Annotated in this window: 13 protein-coding genes; 4 read left to right on the plus strand and 9 right to left on the minus strand. The window is 68.7% G+C overall.

Going from position 1 to position 16,511, the window contains the following annotated elements:
* The first annotated feature begins 84 nt into the window (after positions 1-84).
* Positions 85-684 (plus strand): DJ-1/PfpI family protein, encoded by a 600-nt coding sequence (locus ASG94_RS17350; protein WP_235537310.1) that lies wholly within the window; start codon positions 85-87, stop codon positions 682-684.
* Positions 685-832: 148 nt separating this feature from the next.
* On the opposite strand, the gene ASG94_RS17355 is transcribed toward ASG94_RS17350, so the two are convergent.
* Genes ASG94_RS17355 through ASG94_RS21830 form a run of 6 tightly spaced genes read right to left on the minus strand, consistent with a single transcriptional unit; the run spans position 833 to position 8,585 of the window.
* Positions 833-4,006 (minus strand): FtsX-like permease family protein, encoded by a 3,174-nt coding sequence (locus ASG94_RS17355; RefSeq protein WP_156411655.1) that lies wholly within the window; start codon positions 4,004-4,006, stop codon positions 833-835.
* Positions 4,003-6,363: an FtsX-like permease family protein gene (locus ASG94_RS17360; protein WP_056927702.1), complete on the minus strand. Its 2,361-nt coding sequence runs from the start codon at positions 6,361-6,363 to the stop codon at positions 4,003-4,005. The genes ASG94_RS17355 and ASG94_RS17360 overlap by 4 nt, the downstream gene beginning before the upstream one ends.
* Positions 6,360-7,085: an ABC transporter ATP-binding protein gene (locus ASG94_RS17365; RefSeq protein WP_156411656.1), complete on the minus strand. Its 726-nt coding sequence runs from the start codon at positions 7,083-7,085 to the stop codon at positions 6,360-6,362. Before ASG94_RS17365 ends, ASG94_RS17360 begins: the two co-directional genes overlap by 4 nt.
* 14 nt (positions 7,086-7,099) lie before the next feature.
* Positions 7,100-8,092, minus strand: a complete 993-nt coding sequence (locus tag ASG94_RS17370) for an ABC transporter ATP-binding protein (protein WP_200958164.1) — start codon at positions 8,090-8,092, stop codon at positions 7,100-7,102.
* 23 nt (positions 8,093-8,115) lie between these two features.
* Positions 8,116-8,397, minus strand: coding sequence for a hypothetical protein (locus ASG94_RS22470; RefSeq protein WP_056927705.1), 282 nt, complete (start codon positions 8,395-8,397; stop codon positions 8,116-8,118).
* Positions 8,398-8,429: 32 nt separating this feature from the next.
* The gene (locus tag ASG94_RS21830; protein ID WP_156411657.1) at positions 8,430-8,585 is read right to left on the minus strand and encodes a hypothetical protein; all 156 of its coding nucleotides are present in this window, start codon (positions 8,583-8,585) and stop codon (positions 8,430-8,432) included.
* Between the two features lie 678 nt (positions 8,586-9,263).
* Between ASG94_RS21830 and ASG94_RS17385 the strand changes: the two genes are divergently transcribed.
* Positions 9,264-9,695, plus strand: a complete 432-nt coding sequence (locus ASG94_RS17385) for an SRPBCC family protein (RefSeq protein ID WP_162260830.1) — start codon at positions 9,264-9,266, stop codon at positions 9,693-9,695.
* A 448-nt stretch (positions 9,696-10,143) separates the two neighbouring features.
* On the opposite strand, the gene ASG94_RS17390 is transcribed toward ASG94_RS17385, so the two are convergent.
* Positions 10,144-10,971: an alpha/beta fold hydrolase gene (locus ASG94_RS17390; RefSeq protein WP_056927708.1), complete on the minus strand. Its 828-nt coding sequence runs from the start codon at positions 10,969-10,971 to the stop codon at positions 10,144-10,146.
* A 247-nt stretch (positions 10,972-11,218) separates the two neighbouring features.
* Here ASG94_RS17390 and ASG94_RS17400 point away from each other — a divergent pair, with 247 nt between their 5' ends.
* Positions 11,219-12,250: a CARDB domain-containing protein gene (locus ASG94_RS17400; protein ID WP_082624293.1), complete on the plus strand. Its 1,032-nt coding sequence runs from the start codon at positions 11,219-11,221 to the stop codon at positions 12,248-12,250.
* Positions 12,251-13,280: 1,030 nt separating this feature from the next.
* Here the strand turns inward: ASG94_RS17400 and ASG94_RS17405 are convergent.
* Together ASG94_RS17405 and ASG94_RS22055 are read right to left on the minus strand one after the other, a co-directional pair.
* A complete protein-coding gene (locus ASG94_RS17405) occupies positions 13,281-14,573 on the minus strand; it encodes an APC family permease (RefSeq protein WP_056927765.1) in 1,293 nt (430 codons plus the stop codon).
* Between the two features lie 88 nt (positions 14,574-14,661).
* Positions 14,662-15,231, minus strand: a complete 570-nt coding sequence (locus tag ASG94_RS22055; RefSeq protein WP_162260832.1) for a CGNR zinc finger domain-containing protein — start codon at positions 15,229-15,231, stop codon at positions 14,662-14,664.
* Between the two features lie 162 nt (positions 15,232-15,393).
* Between ASG94_RS22055 and ASG94_RS22060 the strand changes: the two genes are divergently transcribed.
* Positions 15,394-16,511: hypothetical protein (locus ASG94_RS22060; RefSeq protein ID WP_056927712.1), on the plus strand; the 1,118-nt coding region annotated here is incomplete at its 3' end.

Genomic DNA, 16,511 nt, shown 5'->3' on the forward strand with positions numbered 1-16,511 from the left:
CTTGCCACTCGCGCTGGTGGGGTCGTTATTCGAGAGTGAGGCCTCAGCCGCTTCGAGCGGGTACCCGGCCATCAAGGACCGCACGTGGACATCACTGGCAACCCCTTCCGCTCCGTGGGCATCATGGCGTTCGACTCGATGGAAGTCCTCGACTACGCGGGGCCGTATGAGGTCTTCAACGTTGCCAACGAGGTCGACCCGACATCGCCGTTCGAAGTGAGTGCAATCGGCGTCCGCGCTGGCGCGCTCACCGGGCGAGGCGGATTCACGGTCCTTCCTTCCGCCACCATCGCAGAGGCAACGGCCCCCGACATCCTCATCGTTCCTGGAGGCTCCGGGACGCGACCTCTGTTGCATGAGCCGAACGTGATCGACTGGATTCGCTCCTGCGCCGAGCACTCGGAACTGGTTCTATCCGTGTGCACGGGTGCGTTGGTACTCGCGGCGGCCGGGATGCTCGACGGCTGCTCTGCGACCACACACCACGGGGCGTTCGACGAGCTCCTTGCCACGAGCCCCACGACTCGGGTCGTCCGGGACCAACGGTTCGTGCAGTGCTCAGAGCGAGTGTGGACCTCGGGCGGCATCTCTGCCGGCATCGACCTGTCACTGCACATCGTCGGCTTGCTGTCGGGAGCGCGGGTCCGCGACCTGGTCGTCGCCGAGATGGAGTGGGGATGGTGAGCACGGTCATGCCTCCCTGTGCTGCAACGAGACGGATCGCGAGTCAGAACGCCTCGCCCCCCGTTCGGTGTCCGGCGGTACACGCGCGTGGCGACGTGGGTCAGGATCCGGTCGGCCGAGGTTTCGACAACCGCATGAAGTGCATCGACTAGCGTCCGCGCTCACGCAGGGTGCCGCCGGTGGCGCCGCGAACGGTCAGCATCGCGCCAGCGACGGCCGTCAAGCCCAGGATTGCCACCATCCCAGCGGCGTAGGTCACCACGTATCCGAGGTCGACAACGGCGAGGACCCGGGGGTAAGTGGCCTCCGCCAGGGTGCCAAGGGTCAGAGTGCGGAGCACCAGGACCTGGCTGCCGACTCCGGCGACCAGTCCGGCGGCTCCGCCGGCAAGCAGGATGACTGCCGTCTCGAGCGCGATCGCGACCAGCACCACTCGCCGTCGCACGCCAACCACCCTCATGGACGCTGCATCCGTGCGGCGCCCGGGCAGTTGAGTGGCGGTGGCTACGACGAGGCCCGCGAAGGCCATCAGCAGGACGGTGGCGGCGGAGATGGCGTACAGGCGGGTGGCGAGGGCGTAGGCGGTGGCATTGAGCCTGCTCCGGGACGCCTCGAGCGACCCTGAGACGGAGATGCCTTGCGACGCCAGGCTTGCCGCGATGTCGGCTGGCAGGTCCACGTTGGCGAGGAGGTAGACGTCCCAGTCGCGTTCGTCGAGGGGGTGGGCGAGGGTGGTCATCGTGTAGTCCGCAAGAACGCCCCGAGGGCCGAGGAACGGCACGCTCTCCGACGTTGCTATCGGCGCAGCAGACGGGGGGAGCAGCGCCTCCGGCGTGCCGGGGCGTGGTCTGTTGAGACCGTCGGTGGCTCCTCGACCGACGACCACGGGGCGTTGCTTCGGCACCGGAACCGACACCAGTGAGATGCGCCGTGCTCCGCCGGCCGGGTCGGTTGTCACTGTCACGGTGTGGCCGTCGGCTTCGGTTGTCGAGGCACCTTGGGCGCCGGTTCCGCCCAGATGTGTTGGCGCCGCAGACCATCCGGGGGCGAAGAGGTTCTCGGCGGGTTGGCCGTCGACGAGCATCGGTCCGACGTCGTACTGCCCTGCGAGGTTCGTGGGCGAGGCAGCGCTGCCACCGATGTTCAGTCCCAGCAACTCACACCCGCGTCCGCAGGGCACGTCGGCGGTGGCGGAACGGGTGTCGGTGTCGAAGGGGCCGAGGTAGACCCCGAGAGGGTCCTTGCCGTTCGGCCGTACCCGCAGCTCGACTGTCGTTGAGGCCGCCGCAGCGACGCCCCGAGCGTCGACGCGAACGTCGAGGGTGACGTTGTTGCCGGTGAAGCTCGGGAGGGGTGCGGCGGCGATCTGCTGGCTCAGGTCGAATGAGGACGCGTTCGTCCACTGGGATGGCCAGGTCGCCACTGCCGGCATGCGGCTGGTGTCGGCGACGACCCATGGGTACCTGCCGCTGCGGAACACGGCCGCGCTCATCAGCCAACGCCCGTCGGGGTCGAGCTCGTGCGTGAGGTCGGTCGCGGCGGCCATGGACAGCTCGGTGGAGTACACGGTGTCGGCCGGTGCCTCCGTCGCGGCGACGCTCGTGCGCCAGGCAGCGGCGGCGCCGTACACGCCGGCACCGAAGATGGACACCGACACCGCAACAGCAAGCGGAAGGACGAGAAGCGCGGCTTCGGATCGTCGCGCCACCCCCCGGGATGCTACGTAGGTGGAGACGGATCGGTTGCGAAGGCGTTGCGCCCGTCTGGCCGCCATCACGATGAGGCGGGTCGCGGCGACGCCCGCGGCCAGGCCGAGCACGATAGGAAGGATGAGGTCGGTGATGTCGGGGGCCTCGCGGCCACTGGTGAGTGAGGCGATGGGTAGCACCACAGTGGCAGCCAGCAGCGTCAGTGTCGCCACTAGTGCCGTGCGTCCTGTGCGGTGCGGCCGCTTGACCGGCGCGAGCATGGTGTCCAGGCTGCTGCGGAACACCGTGGCCGTCGCGACGACCGCCACCAGCGCACAGCCGACCACCACCAGTGCGGTCGCCGCCCAGGAAGTCCAGGGCGCGGGAACCGCGAGCCCGGGGTAGAGCCACCACCGCGTCAACGCCCCACTGCTGCCCAGGCCGAGCCCGATCCCCAAAGGCACGGCCGCGACCAGCAGGGCCATCGGCTCAGCGAGCCCGAGAAGCCACGTTCGGCGGGTGTCCGCGCCGCGCAGGGACGCCAACGCCAGCTCGGGGACTCGCAGCGTCGCTGATGCAGACATCAGTCGCGCCAGCAGGGCGAGTGCCACGAGGATAGGCGCGAGCATCGCCGGGGCGATGGAGGCTGCAGCGGCGACACGTTCGGCGGAGATCTCCCCGGCCATCGCCTCGATGTCGTTGAGCGACACCTCGGTCAACGTGCCGCCCGCCGGCCGGTCCTCCTCAGCGCCCGCCTCGGACCCGGACATGGTGACCGCGTCGACCGCCGCGACGAGGGCGTCGAAGTCGGCCACCGTGATGTCGGCCGTGACCTCGAGTCGGCTGTCGGCACGTACGAGGAGCTGGTCAGTCGGGATGCGCTCCAAGGTGGCTTCGGCGCTCAGGTACGGGGCGGGCCGGCGAGGCAAGGAGACACCGATGGACGCGAGGAACTGGCGCGGCTTGCTCTCGAACCGTGACAGGTCGAACCAGAAGTCCGCAGCGGCAACGTCGCCGGCAGGCGGCGGGAGGTAGGTGCCGACCAGGGTCAGCTTCCCGAACGGTTTGCCCAGGTCGATGGTGTCCCCGAGCTGAAGGTCGTCCTCGACCGCATCTCCTTCCAGCATGGCGACCTCGCCAGCGGCGGCCGGGCAGCGCCCGGTGAGCCTCACCTGGGCGCAGCCACCGTCCTTGACCAGCAACCGCACGGCGACGCCGGCCGGATCTGGGGTGTGGTCCTCAGGCGTGGTCCAGATGCCGGGGACCACGATCGGTTCGTTCTCGAGCTGGTAGGTGACGGGCAGGTACTGGTCTGGGACCTGCTCGACGACGGCATCAGTGGCCATGCTCTGGACCTTTGCCAGAGACGAAGGCTCACCTGTCGAGTCTTGGGCGTGGTCGATCTGGGTGGGGCGGTACTCCCAGCTCAACCCGGTGAGCTGGTTGCGTGCCTCGTCGAGCCTCGTGACCACATAGGAGTTGGTGACAGCTACCGAGAAGGACGGCCCCAGCACTGCGGCGCCGACGGCCAGCGCGGTGAGGACGAACGTGGACGCCGACAGCAGCAGCCGGCCACGAATGCCGTCTCGCACCACGCGTGTGAGACCGGGCGGGATGCCGTGCGTCCCTCTCATGGGGTCACCGTGCCTTCACGGAGCGATGCGGGTGACGCCTCGTCATGGCGGACATGGCGGGCGAGGAACCCGCCGGCGATGACGGCCAGCGTGCATCCGAGCGTGACGAGCGCGATGGCCGTCAGGAGCGACGTGGAACCGATCGGACTCTCGAGTGCGGGCTGGTTGGCGGGTACGTCGACGAGCTCGGCACGCGTCAGCAGTGCCACTACTGCGAGGTACCCGGCCGCGCAGGTGACCACTGCGCTGGCGAAGGCGAGCGTCCAGACCTCCCTCCGGTTGGCGGCCGCCCGCGTGGGAGTCGGGACGAGGAGGAGGCGAAGGACGGCTTCCTCCTGTGCGTGGGCCCGGCGGAGCCGCGCGATGTAGACCAGGCTGGTGAGGAGCCCAACCATCAATGAGCACACGGCGACGACCCACCCGACCTGAACGCCCGCGGTTCCCGCTGCTGCCGAGATGTTGCTGGACTGCTCGTCGGGCATGACGGGCTCTTCGGCGCCGGCCGCCGCCAGCGCGCTCATCACGTCAGCCGGAATGTCGTCCCGGGCCAGGATCAGGGCTTGGGCTGCGGGGACGGCGGGCGAGGAGTCGGACAGCGCGGTAGCGAGGTCAGCCAGCACTCCTCCAGCCCCGGCGACGGGAAGTGCCGCGTAGGTGCCGACGAGCTCAGCAGGACGATGGTCTCCACCTGGCGTCTTCACTTCGGGCGTCTGCCCCCAGTCGACCTCGCCGGCGGCGAGGACGGGCAGGGCAAGCAGCTCGGTCGGGGGCATCAAGGTCGACTGGCCTCGTCGCGCGGGCCTCACTTCGAGCCTGCCTGGGATGAGATTGAGGGTCCCTGACTCGGCGACCGCGTCCGTGGCGTCCGGGCCTGCACCCGCGGCCCCCGGGGCCGCTCCTTCGAGGACCCACGGCTGCGAGGTGAGGTCGACGCCGCCAGCCTCAACTTGGTCCAAGGTGAGCTTCGGGCGGCCGCACAGGTCCTTGGTCACCTGGGCGCACGGGCGGCCCTCTTCCACGTCGAGGCTGCGGATGAGGCATCGGTCATCGCACCCAGTGATGCGCACGCTCTTCGTTCTCGACTGTCCGGGCGGGACAGCGATCTCGATGAACGCGACGTCGGCGCCCCGGTCGCCGACGTAGTTGAGTCGGAACGTCAGCTCCGCAAGACGGGTGAATGACTCGTTGACGGCGACGCGCATGGTCCACCGTCCGTTGCTCATGACGGGCCGTTCGGGTAGCCCCTGCGACGTTTCTCGTAGTTCATCCACCGCGTGGGACCCCTCGCGTGCGGCAGTCGTGTCGAGGAAGCCGCCGACGACGTCTTCGTAGCGGCTGGTGTCCAGGTAGACCCGGCGTGACTCGGGGCGGTCGTCGTCGAACACCGTCGCGCCTGCCAAGGCCCACTGCCCGTCGGGGTCTGCAGCCCGAGTGGCATCGAGGGCCTGCTGTGGGGTGCCTTGGTAGCGCATGAAGACCGGGGCGCCGTTCGCGATGCGGCCGGCGTCACCGGCCCACTGGTTCACGATCAGCACTCCTCCGAGCGCAACGCACGACACCGTGGCCGCCGCGACCAGGACCATCAGAGGCTGTCCTACACCGGAGGACCGGAGGATGCGACTGGCGGCCAGGTGAGGAGCTACGGCGTCGCGGCGCCCAGCCCCCTGCCACGCACCTGCGCCTCGCACCAGCCACGGCGCGAGCATCCCGGCAGCCAGGCCGAGCAGGCATGAGGTGGCATGCACGACCCAGTTCGCGCCCGGGTCGGCCCACGCCTGGTAGACGCCGACAACAGAGCCGAAGAAGACCAGGACGAACCCGAAGGTCGAAACCACCCCGGCCTCGCGCGGCCGCTCCGTGGCCGAGATCTGCTCCGTCATAGGACGCCGAAGCACCGGCACCACCTGGGCGGCCATCGCCGCCGCCACCAGCGCCAACTCCACCAGCACTGCGGCAAACGGCCACACGCCAACGCTTGCTGAGGTGCCGTCCGGTAGCCATGCCCGTGCCAAGAACGGCAACATCCCCACACCGGCGACGAGACCCGCGACGCACCCGCCGGTCAGAGACAACGCAGGTTCAGCGAGGACCGCGGCCGTGATGCGTAGGCTGCTCCAGCCGCGAAGACGCATGAGCGCGAAGTCGCCGCGCCGTTCCCGGTTCACTTCCGCGGTGCAGGACAACAGCGCGACGAGCACGAGCATCACCATCGGGAGCACCACCGGCACGCTGGCGCCGACCTCCCGGGCCACTCCGATACCGGTGAACGTGCCCGTTGAGGTGATGAACGCGATGGCGAAGATGATGGCGTGGGTGCCGCGACGCACCCGCAGTCCGTCGACGGGGGCCGCGATCACGGCAACGTCCCCCTTGCCTGCCTGGTCGCGGCGAGGGTCTCCTCGAACGTCGTCACGCGGCCCTCATCGAGGGCGTGGTGGACGTCGCACGCCTGGACGATGACCGGGTCATGCGTCGCGATGACGACCGTTCGCCCCAGATCGGCCTCGCGGCGAAGTTCGGACAGAACGCGGTCGCGGTTGCCCTCGTCCAGCTCGCTCGTCGGCTCGTCAGCCAGGACGACCGGCGCCTGCACGACCAGCGCCCGCGAGAGCGCGACCCGTTGCATCTGGCCGCCCGACAGCTCCTCGACCTGCCGTGCACCCACATGGGTCAGGTCGAACCGCCCCAACGCTTCGTCGGCATGCTCTTCAGCCTCATCCAGGGACACCCCGCGGGCTCGGAGCGCCAACGCGACGTTCTCCCGTGCCGAGAGCACCGGCACCAGTCCGTAGACCTGCAGAACGAACGCAACCTGCGGTGGCGGGTCGCCCGTGCCCTGCCACGTCAGCGTGGACCCCAGCGAGGCGGTCCCGCGCGTAGGCTTCAGCAGACCGCCCGCGACCGACAGCAGCGTCGTCTTCCCTGATCCGCTTGGGCCGGAGACTGCCGTCATGCGGCCTGCCTCGAACCTCATGGACACGTCGTCCAAGAGCATGACCCCATGGACGTCCAGGCCGACACCCTCCATCGTCAGCGTGTTCGACGAGATGCTGGAGGCCCCGGCGTTCTGCGCGTTCACGGAGCGCCTGCTGTTCACGGGGCGTCCATCCCATTCGGAACCGGCACTACTGACGGGACCGGGACATCAGGGGCGCCGGACGGCGATGCTGCGGTCGGCGCAGTGGGGTCGTCGGGATGAGACATCACCACGAACCGCTGCACCTGCTCGATGCGCACCAGGGTGCCCGGCTGCCAGTCCGTCCCCACGGCCTCAGGCAGATGGACGACCCCACCTTCGCCGATGACCGCGTACTCCGCTCCCGCGTAGCCTTCCGATCCGACCCGGCCCCCCTTGATGGTCACCGTCCGCGGGAACGACTCCGTCACTGCAGGCTCGTGGGTGACCACCACAATCGTGGTGCCCAACAAGTCGCCAAGCTCGTGGATGAGCTCGATGACCTTGTCACGGTCCACATGGGAGAGCGCGCTTGTCGGCTCGTCGGCCAGCAGGAGCTGCGGCATCGTTGCGACCGCACACGCCAACGCGAGCCGCTGCCGCTGCCCACCCGACATCTGCGCGACACGCTGATCGCGCCGGTCCAGCAGCCCGACGCGCTCGAGGAGCTCGTCCTCGGGCATAGCCTGCTCCCGGGCGGCGGCGTCCATGCCCATCCTCGCGAACTTCACGTTCGTGCTCGCCGTCGAGTTCAACAGAAGGTTCCTCGTGGAGCCCTGCAGCATCGTCGACACCTGCTGAGCCCGCAACTTCATCAGCCGCCGCTCGCTCATGCGAGAGATGTCGTCGTCACCCAGCCAGATCCGCCCCGCGCTGGGACGCTGGATGCCACCCAGCAAGGACATGAGCGTCGACTTGCCGGACCCGCTCGGCCCCAGGAACACCACCCGCTCGCCGGCAAGGATCTCCAGGTCCAGGCCGCGCAGCGCGACCACGTCCTCACCCTCGAACGTGCGGTACAGATGGACGACGCCTTCGCAGCGCACGCCCAGGCCACCTGGTCGGCCGTCCGGCATCCGCTCCTGCAGCGCAGGCGTGGTCGACGGCCCTGGGCGCCTGCGGTTCCTCACACTCGAACCTTCCTATGGGCGTTTCACACGCTGTCGTTGATCGGCGTTCGCGTCAGGCTCGAGCCCACCTCTGTGGTCACACTGCGGTGGTGCTGCAGCGCGGCGGCCGCCATGCCCCAGCGTCGAGGACGGGCCCGCTGCCTGGCGCCACCTGGGAGACGGAAGACATGCATCCCGACCGAACCGCGCCCAGTCGACTCGAGGTCGTGCGGCACGTGCTGAACTCCGATGACCGCCATCACGGACTGGACCACGCACACGAGGTCGACGCCCTCAACCGGCACCTCGCTCGCGTCCAGCACCATCGCTGTGTGTCGAGCCGCCGACCTCTCGATCCTCAGACAGTTTTGGGGACAGCACACGCGGAGCGCTGGTGGTGCCCGACCCAGGCCTTCTCCGGGCGCTCGACGAAGTCGCCCGTCAGCATCCGGTCACCGGGCTGACGGTCACCACAGCCGGACTCCAGCATCGCCCCAGCGATCTTCACCAGCATGGGACTGCAGGGAGGGCGCCCCCGTATACCTCTCCCTGCAGCCTCTGCACTCGAGGCTGTCAACCACTCGGCCGAGTCGCGACTGCCCCCCGGCCGGCTCGGCCGAGTGGCTCTCCTGGTCATCAGGCTGACGAGCAGGGATGACGGCCCTACGCATCACACCGCCGCGGTCCTCGGTACGAAGATCGCAGGACCGTCAGAAGGAGAGTGACAGGACGATGAGGCGCTGGAAGTTCCCATGGAGCGCCTGCAAGTCCTCCGCGGTCACGTCGGAGACAGCACTCGACCGCTTCCGTCTGTTGGGCGGGGTGGTGCGCCACGCCCGCGATCCAGGGGACATCCGATCGGAGTCGGTGCTGTACGAGCACGCGCGTCGGTCTTCGCTGGAGCGAAGCGCGGACGCCCTCATCGCGCGTGAGGAGTGGCACCGCCTCTCCTAGCGGGGCTTCCTGACGCCTTCCGGATCTGGATGGCCCGTGGTCGCCGCCTGGTGGAGCGACCGGGCGATCCCAGAGCTGCCTGCCCGCACGATCACCTTCCGGGATCTGGAGGAGCACGCGTTCGGCCGTGCGTCGACCGATCTGTGAGCGAGTGAACCGGCGGCAGCAGACACATCGCAGTCCTGCTGCAGTGAGGGCGTCGACACTGATGCTCATGAAGCCTCGCGCACCGATCTCCTTGACCTCCTCGACCTTCATTGCCCGTCCCGCTCACCAGGTGGCCTCTTTCGTACTGGACTGGGGCAACGACGCCTTGTGGCGCTCCCAAGTCCAGAAGTTCACGGTCGACCCTCCGGGCCAGGCGACCGTGGGGCAGCGTCTCGTGGAGCACCTGACCTTCGCCGGCATGCCCTTCCGCACACCGACGGTGATCGAGTCGGCCGAGCCGTTGGCTGCCGCCTACTCCGGTGGCAGCAGGTCTGTCAGCGTCCACGGCTGGCGTCGCATCACTCCTATGAGCGAGACCTCGTGCCGCGTCGATGTGCACACTGAAATCACGATGAGCGGTGCGCTCGGGATGCTGACCTCGCTCCTCGCGCCGGGCTATCGGAAGACCGACGCTGCAGACGTGGCGCGGCTGGCGTCCGTCGCCGCGCGTGAGCTCCGTTGATCCCTGATGGACGGCGGTACAGCGTCACATGCCTCGCGATCGAGGCGAGGCATCCCGCGTACCGTCGAAGTAGGCACCCGCGGAGAGAGTCCGGTCCATCGGCGATGGCTGCGTGGCTCATGTGGTCGTGGTCGTAGGTGGCCACGCGCCTGCGGGGCGGCCTCGGCGTACAGCGCCGCTACCCGCTCGTCGACGTACTCGTCCTTGCTGGCCCGCTTGAGGAACGGGCGACTCCCATAGGAGCCGGCAGCGCTGAGGGGTGCCATCGTGGCTAAGCCCCGCGCATGGGCGTCACTATCGAGTACGTCGTGCGGCCGGTAGTTGAGGAACCAGGTCTCCCAGTCGACGTCGGGCAATCGGCGCATCCGGGGGCACGCTGGCATCCCTCACGGCCGAGGCGTCCCACGAGCTGTTCGGACGCCTCGGCCGAGACTGTGGTCGAAGGGGCCTACAACCCGCTCCAGAAGCCCTTGAGAAGTGAGGCAGCGGCCTCCGGCTGTTCGAGGGGGATGAGCGTGCGCGATCCAGCAACCATCTCCAGCTGAGCTGTCGGTGCGAGGGATGCCGCTCGCGCCGCGTCCGCCGGGATCCAGTCTCCTCGGTCGTCGGTCGCGACGAACAGGCTCGGGATCTGGATGTCCGCCATCTCGGCGTTGACGTCGAGGCGCTTGAGGATGAATGACTCGAGCGCCATGGACATGCTGGCTCGGCTTGGACGACCAAGGCCGTTCAGGACGATGTCCAGGATGTCCGTGTCGGCCTGAGAGGCCTCGGTGAGCAGAGCGTCGAGAATGGCGGCACGAACGGGTCCGACGACGCCAAACGTCCGGAGCAGCGGCCGAAGCACGGCGATCCGTCGGCGCAGCGCGTCGGCGATGGGATCCGTGGGGGAGCTCATCGCGACGAGGCTGCGCAGCACGCTGGGGTCCCTTGCCAGCTTGAACCCGACGTGGCCGCCGAAGGCGTTGCCCACCCAGTCCACCGGATCGTCGATGCCTAGCCCTGCCAGGAGGTCGACTGCCGCCTCGGCTGCCGTCGCGATGTCGCTGGGACGGCGCAAGGGCTCGCTGAGTCCGAGCCCCGGCCCATCCACCAGGAAGTACTGGCGATCCAGGTCCAGAAGTCGGGGCACCACCAGATCCCAGGTGTGGCTGTCGATGAACATGGAGTGCCAGAGGACGGTCGGGTAGCCCGACCCCACGGAGCGGACATGAAGAGCGCCCAGCCGAGTAGGAATGTGAGAGATCTGTTCGTCGGCAGGAGAAATCGCGACCATGGTGTCCCTTTCGATCGGGTGAGGTGAGCTCACGTCCTGGATGTGCGGCCGGGAGGCCGACTGTTGTCCACAGACTGTGCGGAGGTGCTGCAGGGCGGCTGGGACAGGGCTGCGGCCGCCTGCGAGTGGCTGTCAGTACGTCGTGGCGGCCGCTTCCCAGGGGGCACCCAGGTGCAGCAGGACTCCAGCGCGCCTGCAGAGGGCGGGCCGATCCTGAGCGCGTACACAACCACGGAGGAGTCAGCTCATGAACCGCACGAAGATCGCCACGGTGCGCGGCGGGCTGTGCCCCGGACCGAGCACGGCCCTGGTGTCTGCTGCCGCCTGCCTGGCGTCCGTCCTGGTCCCGGCAGCGTCGGCCGCACCGGCACCGCGAGCCGACCTCACGGTCGCGTCGGTGCGCGTCACGCCCTCGGCGAAGCCGGGTGAGTCCATCGCGATCGCGGTGACCGTGAAGAACGCTGGCCGCGTGCCGACGGCCCCCACCAAGACCACCTTTGCGCTGTCCAAGGACACGGCTCTGGGTGGGGACCTCAAGCTGTCCGAACGCGCCACGACGAGGGCTGTGCGACCCGGGAAGAAAAGGGTGACCAAGCTGACGGTGGTGCTGCCCGACGGAACCCCGGACGGTAGCTACTACGTCTTGGCGTGCGCCGACGCTTCGAGGAAGGTCCGGGAGAGCAAGGAGAAGAACAACTGTCGGGCGTCCGCTGCCGCCGTCGAGGTGATCTCCGTATTCGAGGGCACGCTGTCGGGGACCTTGACCTTCAGCGACGTCGGCGAGAGCGCGACCGGAATGTGGGACAGCTGGAACCGCTCGGCCACGGCGACCATCAACATGTCGGTGAGCGGCCCGCACATGGGCGAGGTCTTCGCCTCGACCGGCAGCAGCTACACCCTCAGCGGGACGCGCGACGACGTCAACCAAGGGCCGTCCTGCACGTACGAGCGTCACCGCACCGAGAGGGGGAGTGGCACCTTGCTCTACACAGGGAGCGCTGTGAACGACGACCTGTACGGCAAGTTCACCAAGACGGACCTCAGCGGACTCTCGCTCGGTGTGGCCATGCCGTACGGAGCGGAGCTTCAGGAGAACCTGTGCGGGGAGTCCAAGACCACGTCGGCGCGTTCGCGAGACGCCAGTGACATCAAGCTTGCGGAAGTCAGTCGAACCGCTACGACCATCACCTACCGTCCCGTGGAGTGGTTCGGCTTGTTGAGCGGCACCTCTGAGTGGGACTCGGTCACCGGTGACGTGGTGCTGACACGAACGAACTGATGGCTGCCAGCGCTGACAGCGTGGATGTGCCGCTGGTCGCGGGGACGACGTCAGGTGCACGCATGGCCATTGTCACCGCGGCTGCGTGCCGGGCGTTCAGGCGGCGAGGGACCCGGGTCTCGCCGTTCGAGGCGCAGAACATGTCCAGCATCTCGACCGTGTGCGCCGATGGCGCCGAGGTCGGCCGAGCGCAGTGGCGCACGCGACCTTCGACGACCTGCGCCGCCCGCGGCACGATCTCGGCGTCGTGGAGAGTGCGGGAAGCCAGGTGCAGATCAACCTGCGGGCTGGCTCGACATGGCTTCGCCGTCCCCCCTCGGCACCGTCGCACTACTGACGGCGGCCGACCAGGCTCTGGTCGCGGGAATCGTGGTCAACAAGTTCCGTGGCGACCTCGACGTGCTGCGACCGGGGCTCGACGAGATCCGCGCGCTCACAGGCCGCGAGGTCTACGGCGTGCTGCCCCGGGCATCCGGACGTATGGCTCGACTCCGAGGACGCGCTCGACCTGCCTGGGCGTCGCGCGCAGAACGACGATGCGGGGCTCCGGGAACGACGAGCGGGGCTCCGGGTCGTGGTGCTCCGTCGCCCGCGTACCTCGAGCTTCACCGCCGTCGACGCACTCCGCATCGAGCCCGCGGTCGCCGCCAGCCTCGCTTCCGACACCTGGGGTCGATCTCGTCGTGCTGTCCGGAACGCGGGCAACTGTCGAGGACCTCGCCTATATGCGGGCGCGCGGTCGCACGGCAGCCTCGAGAGCGACGAGCTGCGCCGGGCGCTCCTCGCTGAGGTCGCCGGCTTGACCGGAGCGGCATACGAACCCGGCGACGTGCGCTTGGGCGCGACACGAGAGCGACGGCTTGACCTGCCCTGCGACCTGGCCGAGGAGCACCTGGATCTCGGCGCGCTGCTCGACCTCGCCACTGCCGGGAGATCGGCGGGCCTGCTGGCGATGGGGCCGGGACGTCGTGGTGAGGCTCCGGCTCTTCGATGGCGGGGGCGAGGCCCACGAATCAGATGGCCTCAGTTGTCACTCGCGCGGGGAGGTTCTGCCCGAGCGTGCAGTCCACGCCAGGGCCGCCAATCCAGTGATGAGCTGCGGGAGCAGGTGCTTTCCGGTGAGGGCCAGGAGCAGCAGCGAGGCGGCGAAGGCGATCGCCGCGCCCCGTCGGACCCAGGTGCCGCGGGGGAGCAGCCGCAGCGCGGCGGCCGTGCCGACCACGTAGACCAGGGCCACAGCGCCAGTCACGAGCAACATGGTGCTCTCGATCGCCGCACCAGTGACGGCCACCCACAGCAGGGTGAGGAAGGTGCTAGCGGTCACGACGGCCAGCGAGCGGCGGGGCACCTCGCCAGCGGAGGAGCCTCGGGCAAACCACCGCGGCAGCGAGCCGTCGCGGCCGAGCGCAGCGCCTAGCCTGGCGTTGCCGGCGAAGTAGGCGTTCATCGCACCAAGCGACAGCAACACGGCGACGCCCGCAGTGACCCCGCGGGCGGGTTCACCGAAGCCAAGCACCAGCAGGTCGGAGAGTGGGGCCGCGCTGACGTTGTCGCCGAGAACGCTCACCGTCGCAAACGCCACGCCGAGGTACATAGCGCCCATCGTCACGAGCGCGATCGTCGTCGCTCGGGAGATGTCGCGCGCCGGGTCGCGGTACTCCGACGACAGAGACGTCACGACCTCCCAGCCGGCGAACGCCCAGATCAGGAGCGCTGCCGCTGTGCCGACCGCGGTCCAGCCGTGGGGCGCGAACGGCGTCAGGTTGGCGATGCTCGCGTGCGGGAGCGAGACCGTGGTTGCGACCATCAACAACAAGGCAAGCACGGCAGCGATGACTATCTGGATCCGGCCGGAGATGCGCACCCCGTACCAGTTCATGACCGCGACTGTGCCAATCAGCAGCGCGGACGTGATCAGCTGGGTCTGTCGACCACCACCGAGGCTGTCGGCGACGTACGCACCTGCGAAGCCGGCGGCACCGGGGACGCCGAGCGGGATTGCGAAGTAGAAGCACCAGCCGGTCACGGTCGCCACCCGGCTGCCGAAGGCGCGGCGGGCGTACGTCGCGACGCCACCGCCGTCCGGGTAGCGTGCGCCGAGCGCAGCGAAGGTGCTGGCCAGCGGGATCGATACCAGCACCAGTCCGAACCACGCGACAAGCGCAGCAGGGCCGGCCTCCTGCGCGGCCAGCGCGGGTAGTGAGATCACGCCGGTACCGAGGACGGCGCCGAGCGTCAGCGCGGCCCCCTGGACCACACCGAGGCTGCCCCGGCCGGCAGACGTCACCTCGGAGAGCGGGCCCGGCACCGAAGCGGTCGTCATGGAACGGACTGTTGAGCACCGCGCTGCGATGGCGCTGTAATCGGGCTGCTCAGCGGGCAGGTCCCGCTGCACTCACATGGCGTCCGTGCTAGTCCGCCAGCGCCTTCACAGGCCGGTTGCGTGCCAATCGGGCGCGGTAGGCGCGCGTCTTCATCACGTTTCCGCAGGGATCGGTGGTGCACCAGCGCATGCTCCCGTTGGGAGAGCCGTCGTAGTAGATCCAGCTGCAGTCGAAGCGTCGGCAGGCGCGCAGCCGTGCCCAGTGTCCGGTGAGCATCCCGTCGTGGACAGCGGCCAGAACACTTACGACCAGAACGCCGAGCGGCGAATCTTGCTCGCCCCCGCTGACGCGACGAAGGCCTGGGGCGCCCAGTTCGTCGAACCAGACCGTCAACGGATGCTGCCGGGCTAGTTCGTTCAGCGTGAAGAAGATCTCTGGGCCCGGCGTCAGCAAGAGAGCACGCGTGGTGTCCCGGAGAACCCGGTAGGCAGAAAGATCCGACTGGTCAGCGACCGAGTGTCGGGGTTGAATTCGAGCGAGGTACCGGTTGAGCTCATCGACGTCGTGCGCGTGGTCCAACCCGTGATAGCGGTCGTCGGAGTTCAGCACGTGCCGGACGAATTCAAGTCGCCCGGGGGCGGGTCGGTCGGGATCCATCGCGTGCCCCTCTCTGACCCACGGCTGCCACGGACGGGTCCCAGCCTCGACGCCGGAGCATGCTACGCCGCAATCCTCCACAGCGGCACCGCAGTGCGACCGCAGGAGCTGGGTCGACGCTCGTGAGGACAATCCACCACGAGCGATGGAGCACGAACCGACATGAATCCCACCGCCCAGAGCATGGTGACGCGCGGAGTTGCGCTGGCGGTCCTCTCCGCTGGTCTCTCTGCGGGGCTCGCCGCCCCGGTCAACGCAGCGCACGGGGGTGAGTCCGCAAGTTTCTCCATCGTGGAGCGTGCCGGTACGTCTGCCGGGACGATTGTGTACATCTCGGGCTACAACGTGTGGATCGCGCGTGGTGATGGGACGGGTGCGCGGGCGTTGACCACGGATGGGAGAGGTACGTCTGCCGGGACGATTGTGTACATCTCGGGCTACAACGTGTGGATCGCGCGTGGTGATGGGACGGGTGCGCGGGCGTTGACCACGGATGGGAGCTTCGCGGCGCCGTATGGTTCGCCGACGCAGTCCGATGGCGGTGTGGTGGTGGCCACGCATTCGGAGCGTCTGGTGCGGATGACTCAGTCGGGCAGGGTCCTCAATGTGTTGGATCCGCCGGCGTTGCCGACGTCGGTGGGGGTCGCCATCGACGGTACGCCGGTGGATGCGGCGATCTCTCCTGATGGCACTCGGATCGCGTACACGTTCACGAAGTACCTCACGCCGTCGGGTGCGAGCTCGGGGTTCCGTTCGGCCACGGGGTATACGTCTGCGGACCGGCTGACGGATCCGGTGCCGTTGCGTACGACGTACTTCTGGTCGCCGTCGTGGGTGGGGAGCTCGCGCACGTTGCAGAGTGGTGGCTATGGCTCGCAGGTGCAGATCCACGACCTGGGTGCCGAGCCGGTCCACTGGTTCGACGACGGTGACATCTACGTCCCGTCGACCGATGTGGGCAACACCGAGCTGTCGCGTGATGGTCGGTACCTGGCGGCGGTGCGGGGATACGACGAGACGGCCACGGTCTTCTGGTATGCGGTGAACGGGAACGCGATCTCTGGTGCTGCGCCGGCGGATCCGACTCCGCTGTGCGAGATCGGGCCGTTGACGGGCATCACGAACCCGACCTGGGGTCCGGACAGCGACTCGCTGGCCTGGCAGGAGCCGGACGGCATCTGGACCCGTGCGGGTGCGGGTGATTGCACGGTGCCCTCGAGCCTGATCCTTCCCGGCGGTTCGGAGCCGCACTGGTCTTCCGCGCCCCTCAGCGCACCCGA

Origin of the sequence: Nocardioides sp. Soil805, from assembly GCF_001429625.1 — a bacterium.
Lineage (GTDB): Bacteria > Actinomycetota > Actinomycetes > Propionibacteriales > Nocardioidaceae > Nocardioides.